26 protein-coding genes are annotated in these 19720 nt (G+C 72.5%); 15 read left to right on the top strand and 11 right to left on the bottom strand.

Annotation, left to right across the window (positions count from 1 at the left end; genetic code table 11):
* Positions 1-14 precede the first annotated feature (14 nt).
* A complete protein-coding gene (locus ACZ7L6_RS16365; protein ID WP_471924284.1) occupies positions 15-290 on the top strand; it encodes a ribosomal protein L7/L12 in 276 nt (91 codons plus the stop codon).
* On the opposite strand, the gene ACZ7L6_RS16360 is transcribed toward ACZ7L6_RS16365, so the two are convergent.
* Positions 287-1063 carry a hypothetical protein gene (locus tag ACZ7L6_RS16360; RefSeq protein WP_471924282.1) on the bottom strand — a complete coding sequence of 259 codons (777 nt, stop codon included), beginning with the start codon at positions 1061-1063 and terminating at the stop codon, positions 287-289. The two genes, ACZ7L6_RS16365 and ACZ7L6_RS16360, sit on opposite strands and share 4 nt — an antisense overlap.
* Before the next feature lie 124 nt (positions 1064-1187).
* The gene (locus tag ACZ7L6_RS16355; protein ID WP_471924280.1) at positions 1188-1895 is read right to left on the bottom strand and encodes an NAD(P)-dependent oxidoreductase; all 708 of its coding nucleotides are present in this window, start codon (positions 1893-1895) and stop codon (positions 1188-1190) included.
* A gap of 114 nt (positions 1896-2009) precedes the next feature.
* Between ACZ7L6_RS16355 and ACZ7L6_RS16350 the strand changes: the two genes are divergently transcribed.
* Positions 2010-2738, top strand: coding sequence for a TetR/AcrR family transcriptional regulator (locus ACZ7L6_RS16350; protein WP_471924278.1), 729 nt, complete (start codon positions 2010-2012; stop codon positions 2736-2738).
* Here the strand turns inward: ACZ7L6_RS16350 and ACZ7L6_RS16345 are convergent.
* Positions 2695-2856, bottom strand: a complete 162-nt coding sequence (locus ACZ7L6_RS16345) for a DUF397 domain-containing protein (protein ID WP_471924276.1) — start codon at positions 2854-2856, stop codon at positions 2695-2697. The two genes, ACZ7L6_RS16350 and ACZ7L6_RS16345, sit on opposite strands and share 44 nt — an antisense overlap.
* A 213-nt stretch (positions 2857-3069) precedes the next feature.
* Between ACZ7L6_RS16345 and thrS the strand changes: the two genes are divergently transcribed.
* The 4 genes from thrS (at position 3070) to ACZ7L6_RS16325 (ending at position 7021) form a co-directional block, all read left to right on the top strand.
* Positions 3070-4299: a threonine--tRNA ligase gene (gene thrS, locus ACZ7L6_RS16340; protein ID WP_471924274.1), complete on the top strand. Its 1230-nt coding sequence runs from the start codon at positions 3070-3072 to the stop codon at positions 4297-4299.
* Positions 4300-4464: 165 nt separating this feature from the next.
* Positions 4465-5409: a nucleoside hydrolase gene (locus ACZ7L6_RS16335; RefSeq protein ID WP_471924272.1), complete on the top strand. Its 945-nt coding sequence runs from the start codon at positions 4465-4467 to the stop codon at positions 5407-5409.
* 89 nt (positions 5410-5498) lie between these two features.
* Complete coding sequence (locus ACZ7L6_RS16330) at positions 5499-6494, top strand: ArsR/SmtB family transcription factor (protein ID WP_471924270.1); 996 nt, start codon at positions 5499-5501, stop codon at positions 6492-6494.
* Between the two features lie 89 nt (positions 6495-6583).
* Entirely contained in the window at positions 6584-7021 is a 438-nt protein-coding gene (locus ACZ7L6_RS16325; RefSeq protein ID WP_471924268.1) for a hypothetical protein, read from the top strand.
* Positions 7022-7070: 49 nt separating this feature from the next.
* On the opposite strand, the gene ACZ7L6_RS16320 is transcribed toward ACZ7L6_RS16325, so the two are convergent.
* A complete protein-coding gene (locus tag ACZ7L6_RS16320; protein WP_471924266.1) occupies positions 7071-8003 on the bottom strand; it encodes an LAETG motif-containing sortase-dependent surface protein in 933 nt (310 codons plus the stop codon).
* A 249-nt stretch (positions 8004-8252) separates the two neighbouring features.
* Between ACZ7L6_RS16320 and ACZ7L6_RS16315 the strand changes: the two genes are divergently transcribed.
* The 4 genes from ACZ7L6_RS16315 to ACZ7L6_RS16300 all read left to right on the top strand — a co-directional run bounded on the left by ACZ7L6_RS16315 (position 8253) and on the right by ACZ7L6_RS16300 (position 12076).
* On the top strand, positions 8253-9926 hold the full coding sequence (locus tag ACZ7L6_RS16315; protein ID WP_471924263.1) for a glycoside hydrolase family 13 protein: 1674 nt from the start codon (positions 8253-8255) through the stop codon (positions 9924-9926).
* Between the two features lie 140 nt (positions 9927-10066).
* Positions 10067-10351, top strand: coding sequence for a hypothetical protein (locus tag ACZ7L6_RS16310; RefSeq protein WP_471924261.1), 285 nt, complete (start codon positions 10067-10069; stop codon positions 10349-10351).
* A 72-nt stretch (positions 10352-10423) separates the two neighbouring features.
* Complete coding sequence (locus ACZ7L6_RS16305) at positions 10424-11227, top strand: carboxypeptidase regulatory-like domain-containing protein (RefSeq protein WP_471924258.1); 804 nt, start codon at positions 10424-10426, stop codon at positions 11225-11227.
* Positions 11228-11329: 102 nt separating this feature from the next.
* Complete coding sequence (locus ACZ7L6_RS16300; RefSeq protein ID WP_471924256.1) at positions 11330-12076, top strand: hypothetical protein; 747 nt, start codon at positions 11330-11332, stop codon at positions 12074-12076.
* A 12-nt stretch (positions 12077-12088) separates the two neighbouring features.
* Here ACZ7L6_RS16300 and ACZ7L6_RS16295 read toward each other — a convergent pair whose 3' ends face one another.
* The 3 genes from ACZ7L6_RS16295 to ACZ7L6_RS16285 all read right to left on the bottom strand — a co-directional run bounded on the left by ACZ7L6_RS16295 (position 12089) and on the right by ACZ7L6_RS16285 (position 14082).
* The gene (locus ACZ7L6_RS16295) at positions 12089-12649 is read right to left on the bottom strand and encodes a hypothetical protein (RefSeq protein WP_471924253.1); all 561 of its coding nucleotides are present in this window, start codon (positions 12647-12649) and stop codon (positions 12089-12091) included.
* A gap of 74 nt (positions 12650-12723) precedes the next feature.
* Entirely contained in the window at positions 12724-13572 is an 849-nt protein-coding gene (locus ACZ7L6_RS16290) for a GNAT family N-acetyltransferase (protein WP_471924251.1), read from the bottom strand.
* Positions 13573-13620: 48 nt separating this feature from the next.
* A complete protein-coding gene (locus ACZ7L6_RS16285) occupies positions 13621-14082 on the bottom strand; it encodes an FxLYD domain-containing protein (protein ID WP_471924249.1) in 462 nt (153 codons plus the stop codon).
* A 190-nt stretch (positions 14083-14272) separates the two neighbouring features.
* Here ACZ7L6_RS16285 and ACZ7L6_RS16280 point away from each other — a divergent pair, with 190 nt between their 5' ends.
* A complete protein-coding gene (locus ACZ7L6_RS16280; RefSeq protein ID WP_471924247.1) occupies positions 14273-14842 on the top strand; it encodes a DUF7144 family membrane protein in 570 nt (189 codons plus the stop codon).
* Between the two features lie 62 nt (positions 14843-14904).
* On the opposite strand, the gene ACZ7L6_RS16275 is transcribed toward ACZ7L6_RS16280, so the two are convergent.
* The 4 genes from ACZ7L6_RS16275 to ACZ7L6_RS16260 form a co-directional block, all read right to left on the bottom strand.
* The gene (locus ACZ7L6_RS16275; RefSeq protein ID WP_471924245.1) at positions 14905-15276 is read right to left on the bottom strand and encodes a DUF6479 family protein; all 372 of its coding nucleotides are present in this window, start codon (positions 15274-15276) and stop codon (positions 14905-14907) included.
* Positions 15277-15364: 88 nt separating this feature from the next.
* Complete coding sequence (locus ACZ7L6_RS16270) at positions 15365-15844, bottom strand: VOC family protein (protein WP_471924243.1); 480 nt, start codon at positions 15842-15844, stop codon at positions 15365-15367.
* A 269-nt stretch (positions 15845-16113) separates the two neighbouring features.
* The gene (locus tag ACZ7L6_RS16265) at positions 16114-16761 is read right to left on the bottom strand and encodes a DUF305 domain-containing protein (RefSeq protein ID WP_471924241.1); all 648 of its coding nucleotides are present in this window, start codon (positions 16759-16761) and stop codon (positions 16114-16116) included.
* Between the two features lie 114 nt (positions 16762-16875).
* Positions 16876-17292, bottom strand: a complete 417-nt coding sequence (locus ACZ7L6_RS16260) for a DUF6153 family protein (protein WP_471924239.1) — start codon at positions 17290-17292, stop codon at positions 16876-16878.
* 222 nt (positions 17293-17514) lie between these two features.
* Here ACZ7L6_RS16260 and ACZ7L6_RS16255 point away from each other — a divergent pair, with 222 nt between their 5' ends.
* The 4 genes from ACZ7L6_RS16255 to ACZ7L6_RS16240 all read left to right on the top strand — a co-directional run bounded on the left by ACZ7L6_RS16255 (position 17515) and on the right by ACZ7L6_RS16240 (position 19705).
* Positions 17515-17928 carry a sortase-dependent protein gene (locus ACZ7L6_RS16255; RefSeq protein WP_471924237.1) on the top strand — a complete coding sequence of 138 codons (414 nt, stop codon included), beginning with the start codon at positions 17515-17517 and terminating at the stop codon, positions 17926-17928.
* The gene (locus tag ACZ7L6_RS16250; protein ID WP_471924235.1) at positions 17925-18560 is read left to right on the top strand and encodes a class F sortase; all 636 of its coding nucleotides are present in this window, start codon (positions 17925-17927) and stop codon (positions 18558-18560) included. Before ACZ7L6_RS16255 ends, ACZ7L6_RS16250 begins: the two co-directional genes overlap by 4 nt.
* Before the next feature lie 151 nt (positions 18561-18711).
* Positions 18712-19212 carry an RNA polymerase sigma factor gene (locus ACZ7L6_RS16245; RefSeq protein WP_471924233.1) on the top strand — a complete coding sequence of 167 codons (501 nt, stop codon included), beginning with the start codon at positions 18712-18714 and terminating at the stop codon, positions 19210-19212.
* Positions 19196-19705, top strand: a complete 510-nt coding sequence (locus tag ACZ7L6_RS16240) for a hypothetical protein (RefSeq protein WP_471924231.1) — start codon at positions 19196-19198, stop codon at positions 19703-19705. Before ACZ7L6_RS16245 ends, ACZ7L6_RS16240 begins: the two co-directional genes overlap by 17 nt.
* Positions 19706-19720: the final 15 nt, after the last annotated feature.

The following is a 19720-nucleotide window of genomic DNA, read 5'->3' as shown; positions in this document are numbered from 1 at the left end:
TAAGATCATCACCCATGGACATAGCAGCTGCCTTCATCGCCCTGGTCGGCCTCGCGGCCGTTCTGACGGTCCAGAGCCGGATCTCCCAGGCCGACCAGCGAGTCGCCCGCGTCGAGCGCAAACTCGACCTGGTCATCGACCACTTGGGACTGCGTGCGGAGGACCCGCGGATGAACGAGGTCGTGGCCCTCGTGCGGGACGGGAAGAAGATCCAGGCGATCAAGGTCTACCGGGAGATCACCGGGGCGGGCCTGAAGGAGGCCAAGGACGCGGTCGAGGGCATCGCCTAGACGCGCTCCCGCCCCCGCTTCCTGACCTCCGCCAGCCGCCGGGCGCCCAGTTCGACGGCCGCCGCGGTGGCATCCGCGGGTACGTCGCCGAGGCCGCCGTTGGTGATGGTGATCGCGTCGTCGCCCACACGGACGGCGGCGACATGCAGCGTGAGCATGGGCGCCTCGTCGTACTCGGAGACGGCGCTGAGGACGACCCGCAGCCCCTGCCGGGCGTCCCCGACCTCCGGCATCTCCGCCTCGCTCACCTCCACCGTCATCGTCCCGCCGCGCGCGGTCGCCGTGAACTCTCCGCACTCGTCCGGCAGGCTGCCCAGCCACGCCAGCGTCCGGTCGATGTCCTCGGTCCGATGGGCCACGACCTGGTAGCGCAGCTGGGCCTCGTCCCACTCGTCGTCCAGGCCGACCGACGCGCGCGTACGGGCGTCGGGGCCGAAGAGCTCCTCCGCGTACAGGGCGTCGAGCAGCCGCCCGCAGTCCGCCGACTCGGTGCTCGCCTTGAGCATGGCGTCCCGCCAGGTCGCGCCGCCCTCGGTGGGCACCCAGGGCTCGCCCAGGTCGTCCTCACTGATCAGGGCGGCCCGCGCCTGGGCCTCGGTGAGCGTGGGCGCGGCGGCGGGAGTCCGCGGCGTGCCGGCGGTCACCGCGGGGGACACCGCGTCGGGGACACCCCTGATCGCCTTGTCCAGCCCGGTGCCCGTACAAGCGGACGCGCTCAGCAGTCCGACCGAGAGCGTCGAGGCGATGACGGTGCGGGCCGAGGGACGGGGCATCGCGAGCCTCCTGTGCGGGCGTCGAGGGTGCGCTCAAGATCAGCTACCTGTTCGTGTTCCTAAGGCACCACCACGCCCGTACGTCCACCAGTGCGCCGGGCCGTCCGGGTGACGGGGGCGGCCGTCAGTAGCCGACGGTGAAGCGGCGCTGGACGAAGCGGGGCAGCTCCGCCTCGTCGATCAGGGCGACGGCCGCGTCCTCCACCGAGATACGGCTGCGGCCGTCGGCGTCCAGGACCGGCTGGTCGCCGCCGGTCCTGAAGCGGCCGGTGCGCTCGCCGGGGCCGATCTCCTCCGCGGGGCTGAAGTAGGTCCACAGCCGGTTCGAGGTCCGCAGGACGTTCAGGGCGTCGCGGTGACCGCGAACCGCCGCCGCGTACTCGCGGGGCAGGCCGAGCTGGTCGAGGGCGGTGTGCAGCAGCTCGTCGGAGTCCGCGCGCACCATGCCCGGTTCGATTTCCAGGCTGCCGGCGCCGCCGATCACGATGAGGCGGGTGCGCGGGTGGCTCTCCAGAGCCTTCAGCAGGGCCCGCGCCGCCGCCGCGTAGACGGTCGGGTCGGCGATCGAGCGCCGCACGGTGTCCGCGAAGTCCCTGGCGGCATTGCCCGGCTGGAACCCGCTGATCAGGACGTCGAGCCCGGGCAGGACGCCCGCGACGCTCTTCGGGTCCAGGACGTCGACGCTCGTCCAGGTGATGTTGGCCCGGCTCTCCTCGCGCTGCGCCCGAGCGGCGTCCCGGCTCAACGCCGTGACCTGATGGCCCCGTTCGAGGGCCTCGGCGACGACCCGGCTGCCGATGGTGCCCGTGGCTCCGATGACTCCGATGTGCATGGTTCTCCCCTGTGCATGCAGACATGGACGCCACGGAGGTGACGCCGTGCGAAAACTATACGCCGTGAAGTTTATGGACAGGGCTAAGTAAGTGGACGCTGTAGAGTGGCCGTTGTGACAGTCACGGGCAGCAGAGGAAGGCGCGAGCGGCTACGCGCCGAGACGACGGCCGAGATCAAGAAGGTGGCACTGGCCCTGATGGCTTCGGGCGGCCCGGACGCCATCACCCTGCGGGCCATCGCCCGCGAGATGGGCATGACCGCCAACGCCATCTACGGCTACTTCGCGACCCGGGACGACCTGGTCACCACGCTCATCAACGACGTGTACACCGCGCTTGCCGACGCCGTGGACGCCGCGTGGGAGGCCGCTCCGGCCACGCATCCCGCCGTCCGGATCGAGGCGTGGGCGAGCGCCTTCCGGAACTGGGCCCTGGCCAACCCCCAGGGTTTCCGCCTCGTCTACGGCGACCCCGTCCCCGGCTACCACGCCCCCGAAAGCGGCCCCGCCCCGGATGCCGCACGCCGGGTCTGCACCGGCCTCACGGCACTGGCGGCAGCCGCATGGCCCCACGCCCAACACCTCTACGAGGACAGCGCCTTCGACTGGTCCGACTTCGACGCAGGGCTCCTCGACAAGGTCCGCCCCGCCTTCCCCGACCTGCCGCCCGCAGCCGTCGCCCTCGCCCTGCGCATCTGGGGGCACCTGCACGGCCTCGTGTCGCTGGAGATCTACGGCCACATGCACACGCAGACCAACAGCCCGGACAAGCTCTTCCGCGAGGAACTGGCCCAGCTGGTCAGGACGTTGGGCGTCCCGCGCCGAAGCGGACGTAGCCGATGAAGGCGGCGTAGGCCTCCGGCGAGAGCGTGAGGGTGCCGTGGGCGGGGTTCTTGGAGTCGCGGACGGCTACGCGTGGGGTGAGGTCGGCGACCTCCTCTGTAGCTGAGCGCAATCGCATGACTTCACGCTGGTGATGTGGATCGTGAAAATCAATCGCACCCTCAGTCACCCCCTGTTACCGTCGCCCCATGCAGCGCGCGAACCCGTCTCTCACGACGACGCCGGACCCCGTCCCGGCGCCGCGCTGAAAGCTGAGCGAATCCGAAGCCCCGGGGCGAGTGCCCCGGGGTTTTGTCGTGGGGTGCTCGTCCGTTCACCTGGAGGAGTAGCCATGAACGCCTCGCACGACCACCGCCGCCTCGGCCGCGAGCTCGGCCTCTTCGACACCGACCCCCTGATGGGCGCGGGCCTGCCCTACTGGCTGCCCGACGGCGCGATCGTCCGGCATGTGCTGGAGGAGTACATCCGCGAGGCGGAACGCGAGGCCGGCTACCGGCACGTGTACTCGCCCGTGCTCGGCAAACGGGAGCTGTACGAGATCTCCGGGCACTGGGACCACTACAGCGAGGACATGTTCCCGCCGATGGAACTGGGCGCCGAACAGGTCGTCCTGCGCCCCAGCCTGTGCCCGCACCACGCCCTGATCTACCGCTCCCGCTCCCGCAGCTACCGCGAACTCCCCTACCGCATGGCGGAGTTGGGTGGCATGTACCGCTCCGAGCTGTCCGGTGTCCTCGGCGGCCTCACCCGCGTCCGGGCCATCCACCTCAACGACGCCCACATCTTCTGCACCCTGGAACAGGCGGCGGAAGAGGCCCGCGCCGCCCTCGACCTCATCGCCCGCGCCTACGCCGACCTCGGCATCCGCGCGGCCCGGTACCGCCTGTCCCTGCCGGGGGACGGGGGCAAGTACGTCGCCGACCCTGAGCTGTGGCGCCGGGCCACCGCGTTGCTGGAAGAGGTTCTGGAGGGGATCGAGTACGAGGCCGTCGAGGGCGAGGCCGCCTTCTACGGGCCCAAGATCGACGTCCAGATCACCGACCGCGCGGGCCGGGAGGCCACCCTCTCCACCGTCCAGATCGACTTCCACCAGCCCGAACGCTTCGACCTGCACTACATCGGCCCCGACGGCGCCAAGCACCGCCCGGTCATGGTCCACCGCAGCATCATCGGCAGCGTGGAGCGCGCGGTCGCGCACCTGATCGAGCAGCACGGAGGCGCGTTCCCGGCGTGGCTGGCCCCCGTGCAACTGGTGATCCTCCCGGTCGCGGAGGAGCAGGTCGAGCAGGCCGAGAAGCTGCTGCGCCGGGCCCTCGAACAGGGCCTGCGCGCAGAACTCGCCGGCCCCGAACACGGCACCCTCGGCGCCCGCATCCGCGCCGCCCGCCTCGTGCCATACCAGGCGGTGATCGGCGAGCGGGAGGCAGCGGAGGACGGTGACCTGGCGGCCGTACGCCTGAGGGACGGCCGGAAGCCGGGGTCGTTGCCGGGAGCGGAGCTGGTGGGTCGTATCGCATCCCACCTGGCGGCACGCGGCACCGAGCTCTGGGGCGCGCAATGAGAACGCTGCGGACAGGTACCCCAGGGGCGCGGGGAACTGCGCGACAGGCCACAGACGACCGTCGGACGGCTACGAACCCAAACCCCCACGGCGCTCCGCTCCCCGACCTACGGCGACGCACAACGCCGTAAGGTCAACGCCGTGGAACCGAAGAGGACTCGTCCCGTGATCATTGACTGCGACACCGGCGTAGACGACGCCCTCGCGCTGCTGTTCGCCGTACGCCACCCGGGGCTCGACCTGCGCGCGGTGACCTGCGTGGCCGGGAACACGGACGTGGACGGCGTCGTACGCAACACCCTGACCGTGCTGGAGCAGGCCGGCGCCCCGGAGATTCCCGTCGCCCGGGGCGCCGCCCGCCCGCTGATCGAGCCCGCGCGCTCGGCGCGGCACGTGCACGGCGACGACGGCATGGGCGACATGAGCCTGCCCGCCCCGACCCGCGCTCCGGCCGACGTGGACGCGGTGACGCTGCTGCGCCGCGAGATCCTGGCGTCGCCACGCCCGGTGACCCTGATCCCCACCGCGCCACTCACCAACATCGCCCTGCTGCTGCGCACTCACCCTGAGGTCACGCACAACATCGAGCGGATCGTCTTCATGGGCGGCGCGGTGGCCTGCGGGAACGCCACGCCGGTCGCGGAGTTCAACGTGTGGCACGACCCGGAGGCGGCCGCGATCCTGCTCACGGCCGGGGTGCCGATCACCATGTACGGCCTGGACGTGTTCCGCCGGGTCGTGGTCCCCGGGGCGGACGTACGGCGGCTGCGGGCGAGCGCGGAGCCCGGCGCCCGTCTCGCCGGCGACCTGCTGGCCCACCGCCCGGCGACGCCGGACGTCGCGGACGACTCCGAGGCCGGCGGCATCGGCGACGCGGGCGCGGTCTGCACGGTCGTGGACCCGGCGGGCATCACCACCAGCCTCCTGCCGGTCGAGGTCTCCCTGGCCCCCGGCCCCACCCGGGGCCAGACGATCGTCGACCGCCGCCCGCGCCCCGGCGAGTCCGAGATCCACGCCGGGCTGCGCGAACAGCACCTGGTGGACGTGGCGCTGGACGTGGACGTGGACCGGTTCGTGAAGCTGTACCTGGAGACGGTGGAGAGCGTCTGACTCCGGGTGTCCGAATGCCGCCTTGTTCTCACAAGTGCGGCTCGGTCACTGTCATGGGGTCCGATGACCGACCCCCATCGGAGACCCCCATGCTGCGGGTGCACTTCACCGCGGACGACCTCGCGCGCGTGCGCGTCGCCGCCGGCCCCGATCCCCTCTGGGAGATCGCCACCAGCTTCCAGGCACTGATCGGTGCGGACGCCCCGCTGCTCCTCGACGAGTGGCGCAGGCTCGTACGGCCGCGCGTGGGCCCCGTGCACGGGCTGCTCGCCGCGCTGCTGCCGCCCCGGGGCTACTTCCCGGACTTCCTCACCCCCGACCTGCGCGGGTCCTTCGACCTGGCGCACGCCGTCGACACCGTGCTCGGCACGCCCCGGGCCCGGCTCCGCGGCGACCTCGCCCGGCTCGCTGCCTCCCCCGTCCGCCCACATCCGCTGCCGCCCGGCACCAGGGCCCTGGCCGACGGGGAGCCCGAGGCGCTGCGCGGGCTGGGTGCCGTCCTGCACGCCTACCACCGGCGGGCGCTCGCGCCCTTCTGGCCTCGGATCCGGGCGCAGGTCGATGCCGACCGGGCCGTACGCGCGCGTGCGGTGCTGGAGGGCGGCACCGACGGTCTGCTGGCGGGCTTTCGGCCCGTGCTGCGCTGGCAGCCGCCGGTCCTGGAGGCCGACTATCCGGTCCACCGCGAACTGCGGCTGGGCGGGCGGGGGTTGCTGCTGCAGCCGTCCTTCTTCTGCCTGCGAAGACCCCTGACGCTCGCCCTCGCCGACCTGACGCCGGTCCTGGTCTACCCGATCCAGCACACCCTCGGCTGGGCCGGCGAAGCAGGCGGTACGGAAAGTGGTGCGGAGCTGGGCGCCCTCATCGGCCGTACCCGTGCCGCCATCCTGGAGGACGTCGTCACCGGCCGCACGACCGGCGAACTCGCCGCGCGCTTCGGCATCTCCGGCGCGGCGGTCAGCCAGCACACGGCCGTACTGCGCCGGGCGGGCCTGCTGCTGAGCGTCCGCCGCAGCAAGAACGTCCTGCACACCATCACCCCTACGGGCCTCGCCCTCATCGAGGGCGCCGGGGCTTCCGTTTAAGGCACGGCTTCAAGGTGTGGCGGCGGCGCGGAAGCCGCAGCCAGTCTGAGGGCGACCGAGTGCCACCTCACTGGGGGGAGTTCCTGCTCATGCGTCTACGTTCCCTGCTCAGTACGGCCGTCACCGCCGTGGGTCTGATGGCCGTGGGCCTGGCTCCCGGCGCGGGTGCCGCGGAGGCCTCGCCCGTCGGCGGCGTCGGTGCGGCGGCGGTTCCGCCGACGGTGTCGCCGGCGGCGGACTTCTTCTACTACCCGGGTCCCGGGTACACCTGCCCGGAGGGCAACTTCTGCGCCCGTGTGTGGGACCCGACGGCGGGCACATACCGGGTGTACAAGCTCTACCGCTGCGCCACCTACTCGCTCTCCAACTGGCTGGGCGTCGGAGGCTATGCGAACAGGCAGACCGGCGACCGCGCCACGGCGACGTTCTACGGCCAGAACGGCCAGGTCCTGAAGAACGTGCCGGTCGGGGGCTCCATCCAGGACCAGGACTGGGGCCCGGTGTGGAAGATCCGTAACTGCTACTGACCACGAGGGGCCCGGGGTGATCACCCCGGGCCCCTTCAGTGACGGTGGGTCAGGAACGCGCCGTACGCCGCCGCTTCGACGCCACGACGAACGCCGCGCCGCCCGCGACCAGCACCACCGCGCCGATGGCGATCGGGCCGGTCGCGCTGCTGCCGCCGGTCTCGGCGAGGTCGCCGCCGCCGTCGGGGGACGGCGCCGGGGGCGAGGTCGAGTCGGAGGGCTCCGGGGTCGGGGACTCGGTGGACGGCGTCTGCGAGGCCGGCGGCGTCGTCTCCTCCGCCGGGGTCGACGGCTCGTCGGTCGGCGGCTCCGACGGCTCGGCCGGCGGCGTGGTCGGCGGCTCCTCGGTCGCCGGAGGCTCGGTCGTGCAGTCCTTCGTGCCGCCGTTCCAGGCCGCGATCAGCTTGTCCTTGATGACCGGGCGGTCCGGGCCCTTGGGCAGGTCGCCGTGCTCGAAGCCGTCGTTCGCGTCGAACCTGCCGTCGAACTTCACCGCGCCGCGGTACAGGTCGATCTGCGCGTAGCAGCCCGCGTCCGGCACGGCGATGTCGAGGGTGTCGGTCCGGCCGGGCTTGACGGTGACCGTGTCGAAGTCGACGAAGACCTGCTCGCCGGAGGTGGCGAAGGTCGCCCCGTGGGCGAGGTAGGAGGCGAGCGAGGCGGTGCAGGTGGTGGCGTCGGCGGCGGCGCGGACGGTGATGTGGACCTTGCCGTCGCCGCTGACCTTCAGGCTCTGGTCGTCGACCTTGACCGAGTCGTAGAAGTTCGTGCCGTCGAGCGAGAACTGGCAGCGGTCGGTGGCCGTCTCCGTGCCGGCGCCGGTACCGGGCTGGTAGTGGCCGCCGGTCTTCCAGCCGTCACCGCCGTGCGGACCGGTGGCCCAGGCGCCGGAGGCGGAGGCGACGCCGGCCGCGCACAGGGCGAGCGACGCGGCGCCCGTCCCCAGCAGGCGTCGCGCGATGACACGTCTCGCTATGGACATGCGTATCCCATCAGGGGTGAGTGGTCGAAGAAGAATCGCTGGGCTCATTGGTCACATGCGCCACAGCGTGAGCACATCGTCGGGCGACGGGACAACGCTGTCAACCTGCGGGAACGCAAGGGAAGTTCAAACGGCAATCACAATTCCATCACACGAGGAATGATCTACTCCGCACTTCGCGGTGTTCGCTTTTCCGGCCAAGTGGACAGAGTTCTCATTGACGCCCGTACGCACCCGTGAGGAGTCCGCGTGACCGTCCGCACCACCACGCCTGACACCCCCGACCTCTCGTCCCGCAACCCCGACTGGTGGCGCCAGGCCGTCATCTACCAGGTCTATCCCCGCAGCTTCGCCGACGGCGACGGCGACGGGCTCGGTGACCTCAAGGGCGTCGCCCAGCGCCTGAGCCACCTCGCCGCGCTCGGCGTCGACGCGCTGTGGCTCAGCCCCTTCTACCCCTCCGAGCTGGCCGACGGCGGCTACGACGTCGCCGACTACCGCGACGTCGACCCGCGCCTCGGCACCCTCGACGACTTCGACGCCATGGCCGCCGAGGCCCACCGGCTCGGCCTGAAGGTGATCGTCGACCTGGTCCCCAACCACACCTCCCACCAGCACGTCTGGTTCCAGGAGGCGCTGCGGGCCGGCCCCGGCTCCGCGGCCCGCGACCGCTACGTCTTCCGCGACGGCCGCGGCCCGCACGGCGAACTCCCGCCCACCGACTGGCAGTCGGTCTTCGGCGGCAGCGCCTGGCGCCGCGTCCCCGACGGCCAGTGGTACCTGCACCTGTTCACCCCCCAGCAGCCCGACCTGAACTGGGAGAACGAGGAGGTCCGCGCCGACTTCCGCACCACCCTGCGCTTCTGGTCCGACCGCGGCGTCGACGGCTTCCGCGTCGACGTCGCCCACGCGCTCGCCAAGGACCTGAGCGAGCCGCTACGGGACCTGGGCGCCCCGGAGCTGAGCCGCGAGGACGCCCTCCCGCAGTTCCCGCCCGGCACCCACCCCTTCTACGACCGCGACGAGGTCCACGAGATCTACCGCGACTGGCGCAAGATCCTCGACGCCTACCGCCCGCCCCGCATGGCGGTGGCCGAGGCCTGGGTGAACCCGAGCGCCCGCCGCGCCCTGTACGCCCGCCCGGACGAACTCGGCCAGGCGTTCAACTTCGAGTACCTGCAAGCGGGTTGGGACGCGGAGGAGCTCAAGCGGATCATCACCGACTCGCTGGCCACGGCCCGCGCGGCGGGCGCCTCCGCCACCTGGGTCCTCTCCAACCACGACGTCGTACGCCACGCCTCCCGCCTGATGCTCCCGCCTGGCACCGACGAGAACGCCTGGCTGCTCTCCGGCGGCCACGCCCCGGCCGTCGACGAGTCCGCCGGCCTTCGCCGCGCCCGCGCCGCGACCCTCCTCATGCTGGCGCTGCCCGGTTCGTCGTACGTCTACCAGGGCGAGGAACTCGGCCTGCCCGAGGTCGCCGACCTGCCCTTCGAGGTCCTCCAGGACCCGATCTGGGAACAGACGGGGCGCGTCCGCAAGGGCCGCGACGGCTGCCGGGTGCCGCTGCCGTGGACGACGACGGGCCCCTCGTACGGCTTCGGCGCGGGCGGTGCGTGGCTGCCGCAGCCGCCGTCCTTCGCGCGGTACGCCGTCGAGGCCCAGGACGGCGTGGAGGCCTCCACCCTGGAGCTCTACCGCAGGGCCCTGCGCCTGCGCCGCAAACTGCTGGACGGGGAGGACCTGGAGTGGCTGCCCGACACTCCGCCCGGCGTCCTGCACTTCGCCCGCTCGGACGGCTGGCGATGCGTGGCCAACCTCTCCGGTACGCCGGTCGAGCTGCCACCGGGCGAGGTGCTGATCGCGAGCGCACCGCTGGAGGAGGGCCGACTGGGGCCGGACACGACGGTCTGGCTGGCGTAGATCAGGCTGCGGGTGGGCCCGCTGTGGGCCGGCCGTTGTGATCTGGTCGGGTGCTTCCCGGGCTTCGGGCAGACCCGGTCGGCCGGAGGGCGGCGTGGCGCGGTGGGTGGTGCGGTTCCGCTGCCCAAGGATTCGCATGCATGGCACGCACCTTCGACGAACTGGTCGCCATGCAGCGGGCGGCGGACCAGGCGCACACCAGGGTCGAGGAGCTCCGGGACCAGTACGGTCCGCCCGCCCACACGCCCTGGACCGAGCTCCAGACCGACACGTACGAGACCGCCTGGCGGGCCTGGCGCGACCTCGCCCGTGACATCCAGTCCGCGATGACCGAGTACGCGAAGGAACAGGGCACCTCGCGCAACGAGGTCGAGGCGGACGTGAAGAAGGCGGTACGGCATCCCGAGCCGGGCGGGGACGGCTGACATGGCCGGCCTCCTGCCCGGACGGAGCAACAACGCGCGCCGGTCGGCGGTGGCGCCGTGAGAATCGCAGGCATGACCAGGTCCTGGAAGACGACGACATGGGGGGCGGCGCTCGCCCTGGCAGGCGTGATGGTGATGTCCGGGACCGCCTACGGATCGGCCGGCCGCGGCCTCTGGGCCGCCGCGACCATCGAACCCGGGCGGGAAGGCATCGTCGAGGTCGGCGGATACGAGGGTGCGGCGCTGGGAGCGGGCTCCACGCTGACGCTGACGGCCCCGGCGAGGGCGAGGGTGACGGGCACGCCGTTCGCGGTGAGCGGGTACCGGGCGGAGGTGGCGCGGGGCGGGGGCAGCGGGACGTACACCTTCACGGGGACGTCCGCGGTGGCCGGCGACGCGTCGGCACCGGCGGCCTGGAAGAGCCGTACGTTCCCCTTCGTCCTGTCGGTCGGCCCGGACGCCGAGCCCGGCACCCGTCTCCCCGACTGCACCCTGACCCTGAGGGACGCGAAGGGCACCGTGCGGGCGAAGGGCACCTGCGCCGTGACGGTCGGGCTGCCCGCGCCGACGCTGTCGCGCCCCCAGTCGGGCGTGCCGTTGAGCGCGTCGCCGCAGACGTCCGGGACGGCCTACCCCGGCGCCCAGGTCACGGTCCGCGACGCGGCGGAGAACGAGGTCTGCACGACCACGGCCGCCCCCGACGGCATCTGGTCCTGCGTCCCCGGCCTCGCCCTCCGCCCCGGCCCGGGCCGCCTCCAGGCGACGGCGACGATGAACGGCGTCAGCGCGACGAGCGAGCAGATCAACATCACCGTCGCCGGGGCGGCGGAGGGGCAGCGGGACACGGTGTCGGACAGTGGGGGCCGTCGCTTCTAGCGCGCGACGTGGATCGGCGTCGGTTCACGTGAGTACGCGGGGCCGCGAGCCCTGAGTGCCCGTACTCATGCCGGGGCCTGTGCCCACGCCCACACTGCGAGCATGAAGCGATCTGCCAGGCAGAACTCCTGTACCGCGCCTTTGCGGCGCCTGCGACGCGCCTTGCGCGGCACGGCGTTGACCGCACTGTGCGCCGTGGCCCTCGCCGCCTGCGGCACGGAACGTCCCGGAGGCGGCGACGGCGACGGCGGCGACAGTGCCGGGAAGCCGGCGGCGAGGGCCCGGGCCGAGGCGCCCTCGCCGACGCCCACCCCGACCGACGACGTCGACGCGGACGACGCCGAGTTCCTCCCGTTCATGGAACTCCTCAACTCCGTCGCCGAACCGTGCGCGAAGCATCTGCTGCCCAAGGGACTGCCTACGGAACCGGTGGAGGAGCAGCCCGCCGAAGAGCCCCCCACCGAGCCGCTCCCCGACCTCCCCGTCCCGGAGGAGCCCCCGCCGACGTCCGAACCGCGGGACCCGGAGGCCGCCAAGAAGGAAACCGAGCTGGGCTCCATCGAGAAATGCGCGGCCCGCAACCACGAACGCCGGATCACCGAGGCGCTCAGCGGTCTGACCGACCCGACACCACAGCAGGTCAGGACGGCACTGCACCGCCTCGGCTACATAGACCGGAGCATCCACGGACCGAGGCGCTCCGGTGACGCCGTGGAGTTCGTCCTCGACCTGCGCAGCATGGGCGGCGAGCTGTGCCAGTCCGGCAGGGTCGGTGACGCGGGCGTCGACGTCGCGTCGTACGGCGGTTCCGTGGAGGTCAGCTGCACGGACGTGAAGCGGCGTCGCTGAACGCGGGCGGGCTCAGTGGACGCGCCACTCGTCGGCGGGGATGCAGTCGAACACGGTGTTGGCCCAGTCGTGGGGCCGGCCGAAGACCAGCCGTGTGAGCAGGATGTCGCCGGCTCGCTGCGCACGCGGGTTCATCCCCAACTGCTGTGAGCCGATGTCTCCTCCGGTGGTGATCTCGATGTCCCTGCCGGTCTTCTCCAGGTAGGCGCAGAGTTCGGCCGAGAGCTCCGACGGCGGCCGGCCGATCAGCCGGATCCCGTCGAACGTCACCTGCGGTCCGGACAGGGCGTCCACGGTGATGCAGGTCAGTCCCACCGGGCCGACGTAGTAGGCCGTGGCGTCCACTCGGTACGGCGGGGCGCCCACCGCGCGGAATCGCGTGCACAGCTGCTGGAAGGGGCCGAACTCACCGACCTTCGCGGCGGCATCGGAGGCGAATCCCCGTGCCTCCATCGCGACGGTCGCCTCCTGCGGGCTCATGCCGAAGCGCAGCGGGCCGACCCGTTCGAGCGGCGCATAGTCCCACTGCTGCCGATCGGATTCGTCGACCACCGCCCACGGGTCAGACCACATGTCCGGCAACTCCTTCGACTCCGCCGGTCGCACAAGCGTGGCGACCCTATCGGCTGCGGTCCCGGTCCGTGTGCCTACGACCGTGCCGGCTGATCCGCGATCAGAAGGGTGACGCCGGCGGGGCGGAAGCCCAGGCGGGCGTAGATGCGGGCGACGGTTTCCTCCGCGTAGGCGAGGAAGACCGTGTGCACTCCGTGGGCGCGGGCGTGGGCGGCCAGGGCCGCGGTGACGGCGGCGCCCAGGCCCTGGCGGCGGGCGGTGGGCAGGGTGCCGACGCCGCCGATCTCGGTGGTGCCGTTCGCGGGGTGGTAGTGGCCGACGGCGAGCGGGGTGCCGTCAGGGGCGAGGGCGGCGACGAGTGTCTTGTGGCCGGAGAGGAGGGTGGGGCGGGTCGTCCCGACCGTGCCGTCGGCGGTCAATTCCTCGGCCACAGCGGCCAGTTCCGCGGGGCCCGCCGGGCCCACCGCGGTGCCTGCCCGGGCGAAGGCCAGGCGGGGAAGGGCGAGAGCCGCGGGCAGGGCCGGGTCGTCGGCCGTCAGGACGCGGATCGTGACGCCGTCCGGCAGGGGCTGCGGGGGCAGCGGGTGGTGCGGGTCCAGGGCCATCAGCGGGCGTTCCGCCACCGGGAGGCCGGCCGCCTCGATACGTGCGCGCAGCGTCGGCGCCGCCTCGGCGAGCCATTCAAAGGCTCCCGGCACGCCGAGCTCCCGCTGCCGGGCGCGCACCCGGGCGATGTCGGCGTCGGTGACGTCCGCGGAGCGCTCCGCGACGGGTTGGGCGTGGCTCGGACCGCCGTAGTACGGGGTTCCCGGTTCCTTCCGCACGAACAGCCGCAGCGGCCCGAACTCCTCGGCGTCGGCGAACAGCAGCGGCACGGTGGCGTAGTACTGCTCGATACGGGCACGCAGCGATGAGTCGCTCATGCGGCGCATCCCACCACGGGGCGGCGCCCTGCCGCATCCGAAAATCCGTCAGTAGCGCACCGCCCGCGCCACCTCCGCCCGTACCTCGCCACTCAGGTCCCGTGTGCTGCGTGCGGTGCTCGTGCCCGTCTCACCCGCCGGTACGTCGGACACGGTGGCCACGGCCGCGTCCAGGAGGTTGCCGTCCTCGTCACGGAAGTTGATCTGAACGGCGAAGGATCTCGTCGAGTCGGTCGTGTTCTTCGCCGTGACCTGCACGGTCGTACGCCCGTCCCCGTCGGTCGTCGGGTCGCCCAGGCTCACCGCGTCCTTGGCGTCGATGCCGCCCTTGATGTCGTCCAGCTGCCGGCCCGCCTCCGCCGTCGCCGAGGCGAAGGCCGATGCCGCCTCACTGGCCACCGAGGAGGGTGTGTCGTCGTCGCCGCACGCGGTCAGGAGGGTGGCGGCCAGCGCGGCGGTCGCAATGAGGATCGTGGTCGTCGTCGTCCACCGGGTTCGGTGACCGGGCATGGCGCCTCCAGCGGGTGCGTTCCGGTTCGACCTCCAGTGAAGTTCCGTACGCCCGTGCCCGCACCCCGGCCGTCACTCGATCGGCCCGTCTCCCGTGGTGGCGGGCCCGCGGGTGCGGCCATCGTCGTATCGACCGCAGAACACCGCAGAAGCCGACCGCGGAACACGCGAGAAGTGGGGTACGGCAGCCATGAGCCAGCCGCAGCCACATGCCACCGACGCAGCCCATGGCTCTCCCGCTTCCCGGCGTCCGGCCGAGGCCGGACCCACCGCCGCACCCGCCCCCGCACCCCCCGGCGGATACCGGCCCGATCCCGCCGCCTCCGGCTGGGGCACCGGCGCGCTCGTCTTCGCCGGTGTGCTGATGCTGGTGAGCGGGCTGCTGGCCGTCCTGCAGGGCATCTCCGCGATCGCGGAGGACGATGTCTACGGCCGTCTCGGCGACTACGTCTTCAAGATCAACCTCACGGCGTGGGGCTGGATCCTGCTCGCCCTCGGCGTCGTGGCCGCCGCGGTCGGCTACGGCATCCTCAAGGGAGCCTGGTGGGCCCGGATCACCGGCATCTTCCTGGCGTCCGTCAGCCTGGTCGCCCACTTCCTGTTCCTGCCGTACACGCCGGTGTGGTCGGTGATCATGGTGGGGATCGACTTCTTCGTGATCCTGGCCCTCGCCCTGGCCCCGGACGTCTCCGGCGGCGGCCCCGGCACCCTCGGCTCGCCCGGCGCTTCCCAGCGAAGCGCCTCGCAGCGGGGCGCCTAGGTCGTCGGGGCACGGCTCGTCGCACAGCCGGCCCCGACGCCCGTGTGCCCGGTGTCCTGGGCTCAGGCGTGCCCCAGACCGCCCCCGCCGAAGGAGCCGCTCTTGCCGGGCAGCCAGCGCTTGCGGTGCTGGTCCTCACTGCGCCTGCTGCCCGCATGGTGCAGCTCGTGCGGCAGGAGGCGTTCCTTGCCCTCCGCATGCGGCACTTCGTCCGGCTCCCGTACCTCCCGGATCTCGTGGACCGGGCCGGTGTCGGGGAGGTGAGGCTGCTCGTCGGGCTTGGGGCGGGGCAGTTCCTTGTCACGGACCCGCATGCCGAGCTGCACGGCCCAGATCAGGGCGCCGGCGATGAACAGGCCACCCACGAAGGCTCCGACCAGGTTGAGTACCTGACTCGACGAGGCCGCTAGTACAAACGTCGCTGCCGTACTCATGCCTCAATTATCACCGAAACGGACGAATAAGCTCCCCGAGGGAGCCGGCCCGTCCCTGCGGAGCCGCGTGCCGCGCGTCGTCGCGGGTCTACGCCCGTTCCCCGCCCGCCTCGTCCAGCTCAGTGAAGAGCGTCAGCTGAAGGGCGCCGGGCGCTTCGAGGCGGGAGTTGAGGGAGTTCCAGGGCGTGCGGGTCGGCTCCGCGAGGACCTCGGCCCCGGCGGCCGCCAGCCTGGCCGTGACGGCGGTGGAGTCGTCCACCTGGAAGGCGACCCGGACATGGCCCGCCACCCGCCGGCCGACCTCGACCTCGTCGATGAACCCGGCGTGGTTCGGATCGGTCAGCTCCAGCGTGGCCCGCCCGGCCTCGAGGATGGTGACCCGGCCGCCGGGGGACGAGAACGCCCCGCGCTCGGGGAGGCCCAGCACGTCCCGGTAGAAGCGCAGCGCCTCGTCGTAGTCGGCCGCCGTGACGACCAGGCGGAGCTCACGGACGGCGGGTTCGGCCGGTGCGGCGTCGCCCGCGTTCGCCGCGTTCCCTGCGTCCCCTGCGTTCCCTGCGTCGGACATCCGTGGCTCCTCTTCGGCTCTTCGGCGCGTGCGGCGGTCGTGACTCGTGAACTCTGCCGCCCGGCGGTGTGATTCCCGTACGGCACCGGCACTCCTGCCACGACCGCCACGATCGCTCGCCGACAAGCTCTCCACCGGCCCATGTACCGCTCGCAGGCGGCTCCCGAAGCCCACGCGTCGAAACGCTGCTCCGCCATGCCTCTGCGATCCCCCGAGCGCGGGATCGCGGGCGACGGGGTGCGAGCCACGCCCCGTCGCCCGCCGCAGCGTCAGCTGCCGGTCTTGCCGAGCAGCTTGTTCATCTCCTTGATCTCGGCGGTCTGGGCGGTGATGACGGCGTCGGCCAGGTCGGTCGCGGGGCCGTACTGGCCCTTCTCCTTCTCGGTGGTGGCCATCTCCACCGCGCCCTCGTGGTGCTCGACCATCATGGTCAGGAACATGGTGTCGAAGGCCTTGCCGGACGCCTTCATCAGCTCGTCCATGTCCTTCTGGTCCATCATCCCGGCCATGCCGGAACCACCGGAGTGACCGCCGGAGTGGTCCATGCCGGGCATCGACGAGGGCACGTCCTCGCCCCAGGCCTTCAGCCACCCGGACATGGTCTCGATCTCCGGGTCCTGCGCCTTCCGGATGCGTGCGGCGAGGTCCTTGACCTGCGTGGACGAGGCACGGTCGGCGGCCATCCCCGCCATCTCGACGGCCTGCTCGTGGTGCGGGATCATGCCCTGCGCGAAGGAGACGTCCTGGTCGTTGTGGGCACCGGCGGTGGCGTCGGCGCTCGACGTGGCCGACTCCTTGGCCGCGGCGCCGGAGTCGGAGCCGCCGTTGTCACCGCCGCAGGCGGCGAGGACGAGGGCGGCGGTGGCGGCCGTCGCGGCCAGGGCGGCGCGACGGACGAAAGTACGCGTGCTGGTCATGCTGAGAACTCCTGCGTGTACGAGAACTGCTGCGCCGACACGGGCGCGGCAGGAAATGGACATGGCTGAGTGCCGTGCCCCAGGGGAGGGAGATGGGGACGGCTCGGCCTTGTCCTAGGTCCGCAGGATCTGCAGTTCGGCCAGTGAGGGAGGCGCGCGCCCGCCCTCCGGCGCGGCGGTCACGGAACGGCCGAAGAGGTCGCCGTGGACGGCGCTCCCGGCGGGATCCGGCAGCAGGCCCGGCAGCACGGGCCCCGCGCCGACGGCACCGGAGGCGCACGTCGGGTCGGCGTGCTGGGTGTGCCCGTCGCCGGTGGCGCCGCCGTGGCAGACGGTCTCGTCGGTCGTGACCGGCATATGGGCGCTCATGGCGCGCGCATGGGGGTGATGAGAGGCGGCCGCGACCGCGTTGCCGGGTCCGAGGGCGTGCATCCCGAACAGCCCGGCGAGCAGCCCGAGCAGCAGAAGCGTGCGCCACGGTCCCGTCATCGGGAGCCGCAGCGCACGGTGGTGCTGTGCACGGGCTGTCACGCCTTCATCGTACGGATGCCGCACGCGGCCGGTTCACCAGGTGACGGCAAGCGTGTGACGGCGGTGGATCAGCCCGCGTCATGCTCCGCACGACTCCCCCCCCCCACGACTTTGCCGTCTCTTTACAACCCGCTCCGCCGCCGCGTCGTCTCTGCGCTCGACCCGTCACCCAGCCCGCCGGGTACCGGAGTACCTGGCGGGCAGACGAAAGAGAGCGACTCAATGCGCCGAACCGTCCTCAGCGCCATGGCACTTACGTGCACCGCCCTGCTGGCGGGCGTCACGCCCGCCTTCGCCGACGGAACCTCCCCGACGCCGGCCCCCGGCCGGACGGCCACCGCCGTCTCTACGCCCACCACCGAGCCGAGTGCCGAGCCGACCACCGCACCGAGCGCCGAGCCGACCCGTACCGCCTCTCCCGTCCCCTCGGAACCGCCGGCGGCCGAACCGACACGGCCGTCGGAGGGCGGTCAGGTCTCAGTCGTACCGTCGGGGGCGCCCGACACCGGAGTGACGCCGGCTTCGGGGTCCGGGACCGGACGGGGCGGGATGATCGGTGCGGGAGCGGCCGCGGTGCTGCTCGCCGGTGGCGCGACCGCCTTCGTCGTACGGCGTCGGCGGGCGACCGGCGCATGACGCCGCTGCCGAGGCGGGCGTTCACCGCGGCGGTGATGGCCTCGCTGCTGGTGGGCTGTGGCGGCCAGGGAACAGACCCTGCCGCGAGCGCGCGCTCCCGCAGAACGAGGGGTACCGACGCGGCCGACGGGGGTCCGTCCTCCTCGGCGTCCACCGACTCGGCGCGTGCGCTGGGGCGTTCGGCGCCGGTCCGGCTGCGGATCCCGGCGATCGGCGTGGACACCCCCGTCATCCGCCTCGGCCTGGCGGCGGACGGCACCGTGCAGGTGCCGCCGATCACCGCCGACGACCGCGCCGGCTGGTACCGGCACTCGCCGACGCCGGGTCAGGTCGGCCCGTCGGTCATCCTCGGCCATGTCACGGTCGGTGCCTACGGGGACGGGGTGTTCCGCCACCTCGCCCGGCTGCACCGGGGCGACCGGATCGTGGCGCGCAGGGAGGACGGCAGTTCGGCGGAGTTCGCGGTCAGCGCCGTACGGACGGTCGCCAAGGCGGACTTCCCGGCGGACGACGTGTACGGGGACGTGGACCGCCCGGAGCTGCGGCTGGTCACGTGCGGGGGCCCGCGTGACGGGGACGAGTACCGCGACAACGTGATCGTCTTCGCCGAGTTGAGTTCTGCGTCCCGTTGACCGACCGGCCCAAAGAACCACCGACCGACCGAAACCGATGCCGGGGTGAGCCGGGCCACCGGAACACAAGCCGATGGCCCGGCATCCTCCCCCACAGGAACTGGCCCCACGACTGTCGTCACGATCACTGCCGTCACGACCATGGAGAGCGTTGAAACGGTCCCGAGACAAGGCAGCGTCCGAGCTGTTCGCCGCCCTGTACCCGCGCCTCGCCGGCTGGTGCCGTCGTCTGGTCGACGACGACGAGACGGCCCACGAGATCGCCTCCGAGGCGTTCACCCGGCTCTGGGCGCGCTGGAGCCGGGTGGAGGAACCGCGCGGCTTCCTCTACGTCACCGCGGCGAACCTGGTCCGGGACCACTGGCGCAAGCTGGAGCGCGAGCGCAAGGCGATGCGCCAGGCCACGACGGAGGCGGCGCTGGCGGCGGTCGACTCCCGGACCGAACAACCGGATCCGTCCGTACGCCTGCTGGTCCAGTCCCTCCCCGAACGCCTCCGCACCCCGATCCTCCTCCACTACTACGCTGACATGCCGATCCGGGAGGTGTCCGTGCTCACCGGACGCAAGGAAGGAACCGTCAAGGCCGACCTCCACGCGGCCCGCGAACTGCTCCGCGCCCACCTGAGGAGAAGCCTTGACCACACGCTTTGACGGTGAGGGGGAGGGCCCCGAACTGGCCCCCGACGACCCCCTCGCGGTGATCCTCCGCCCGTCCTCGGCCCACCTCGCCCCACCCCCCGGCCACTACGAGGCGATCCGCCGCAAGGCATCCCGCCGCCGCCTCCTGCGTACGGCGGCGGGGGTCGGCGCGACCTGCGCGGTCGCGGCGCTCATCGCAGTGCCGCTGTACTTCACGAGGCCCGACGCCCCCACGACCCCGGCGCCCCCGCTGGCACCCCCGCCGGCGACCAGCCGTACGACACCGCCCGAGCCGTCGCCTGTGCCCACGCCGTCGGAGTCAGCCACCGGAAGGCCCACCGCAACGCCGAGCGGTCCGGCCGCCACTGCCGAGCCGTCGTCGCCGCCGTCGGTGACGCGGCCGTCGGCGACACCGACGGCGCTGCCGCCGACGGCGCGGGCCGAACCGTCGGTGGCCCCGACCAGGACCGCGACCGCACCGCAGTCGGGTGCGGCGCGGCCATAGGCACCGGCCTGTCGA

The sequence above is a fragment of the Streptomyces sp. NPDC107522 genome (assembly GCF_055657525.1).
This window is presented reverse-complemented; position numbering and strand designations above follow the sequence as displayed.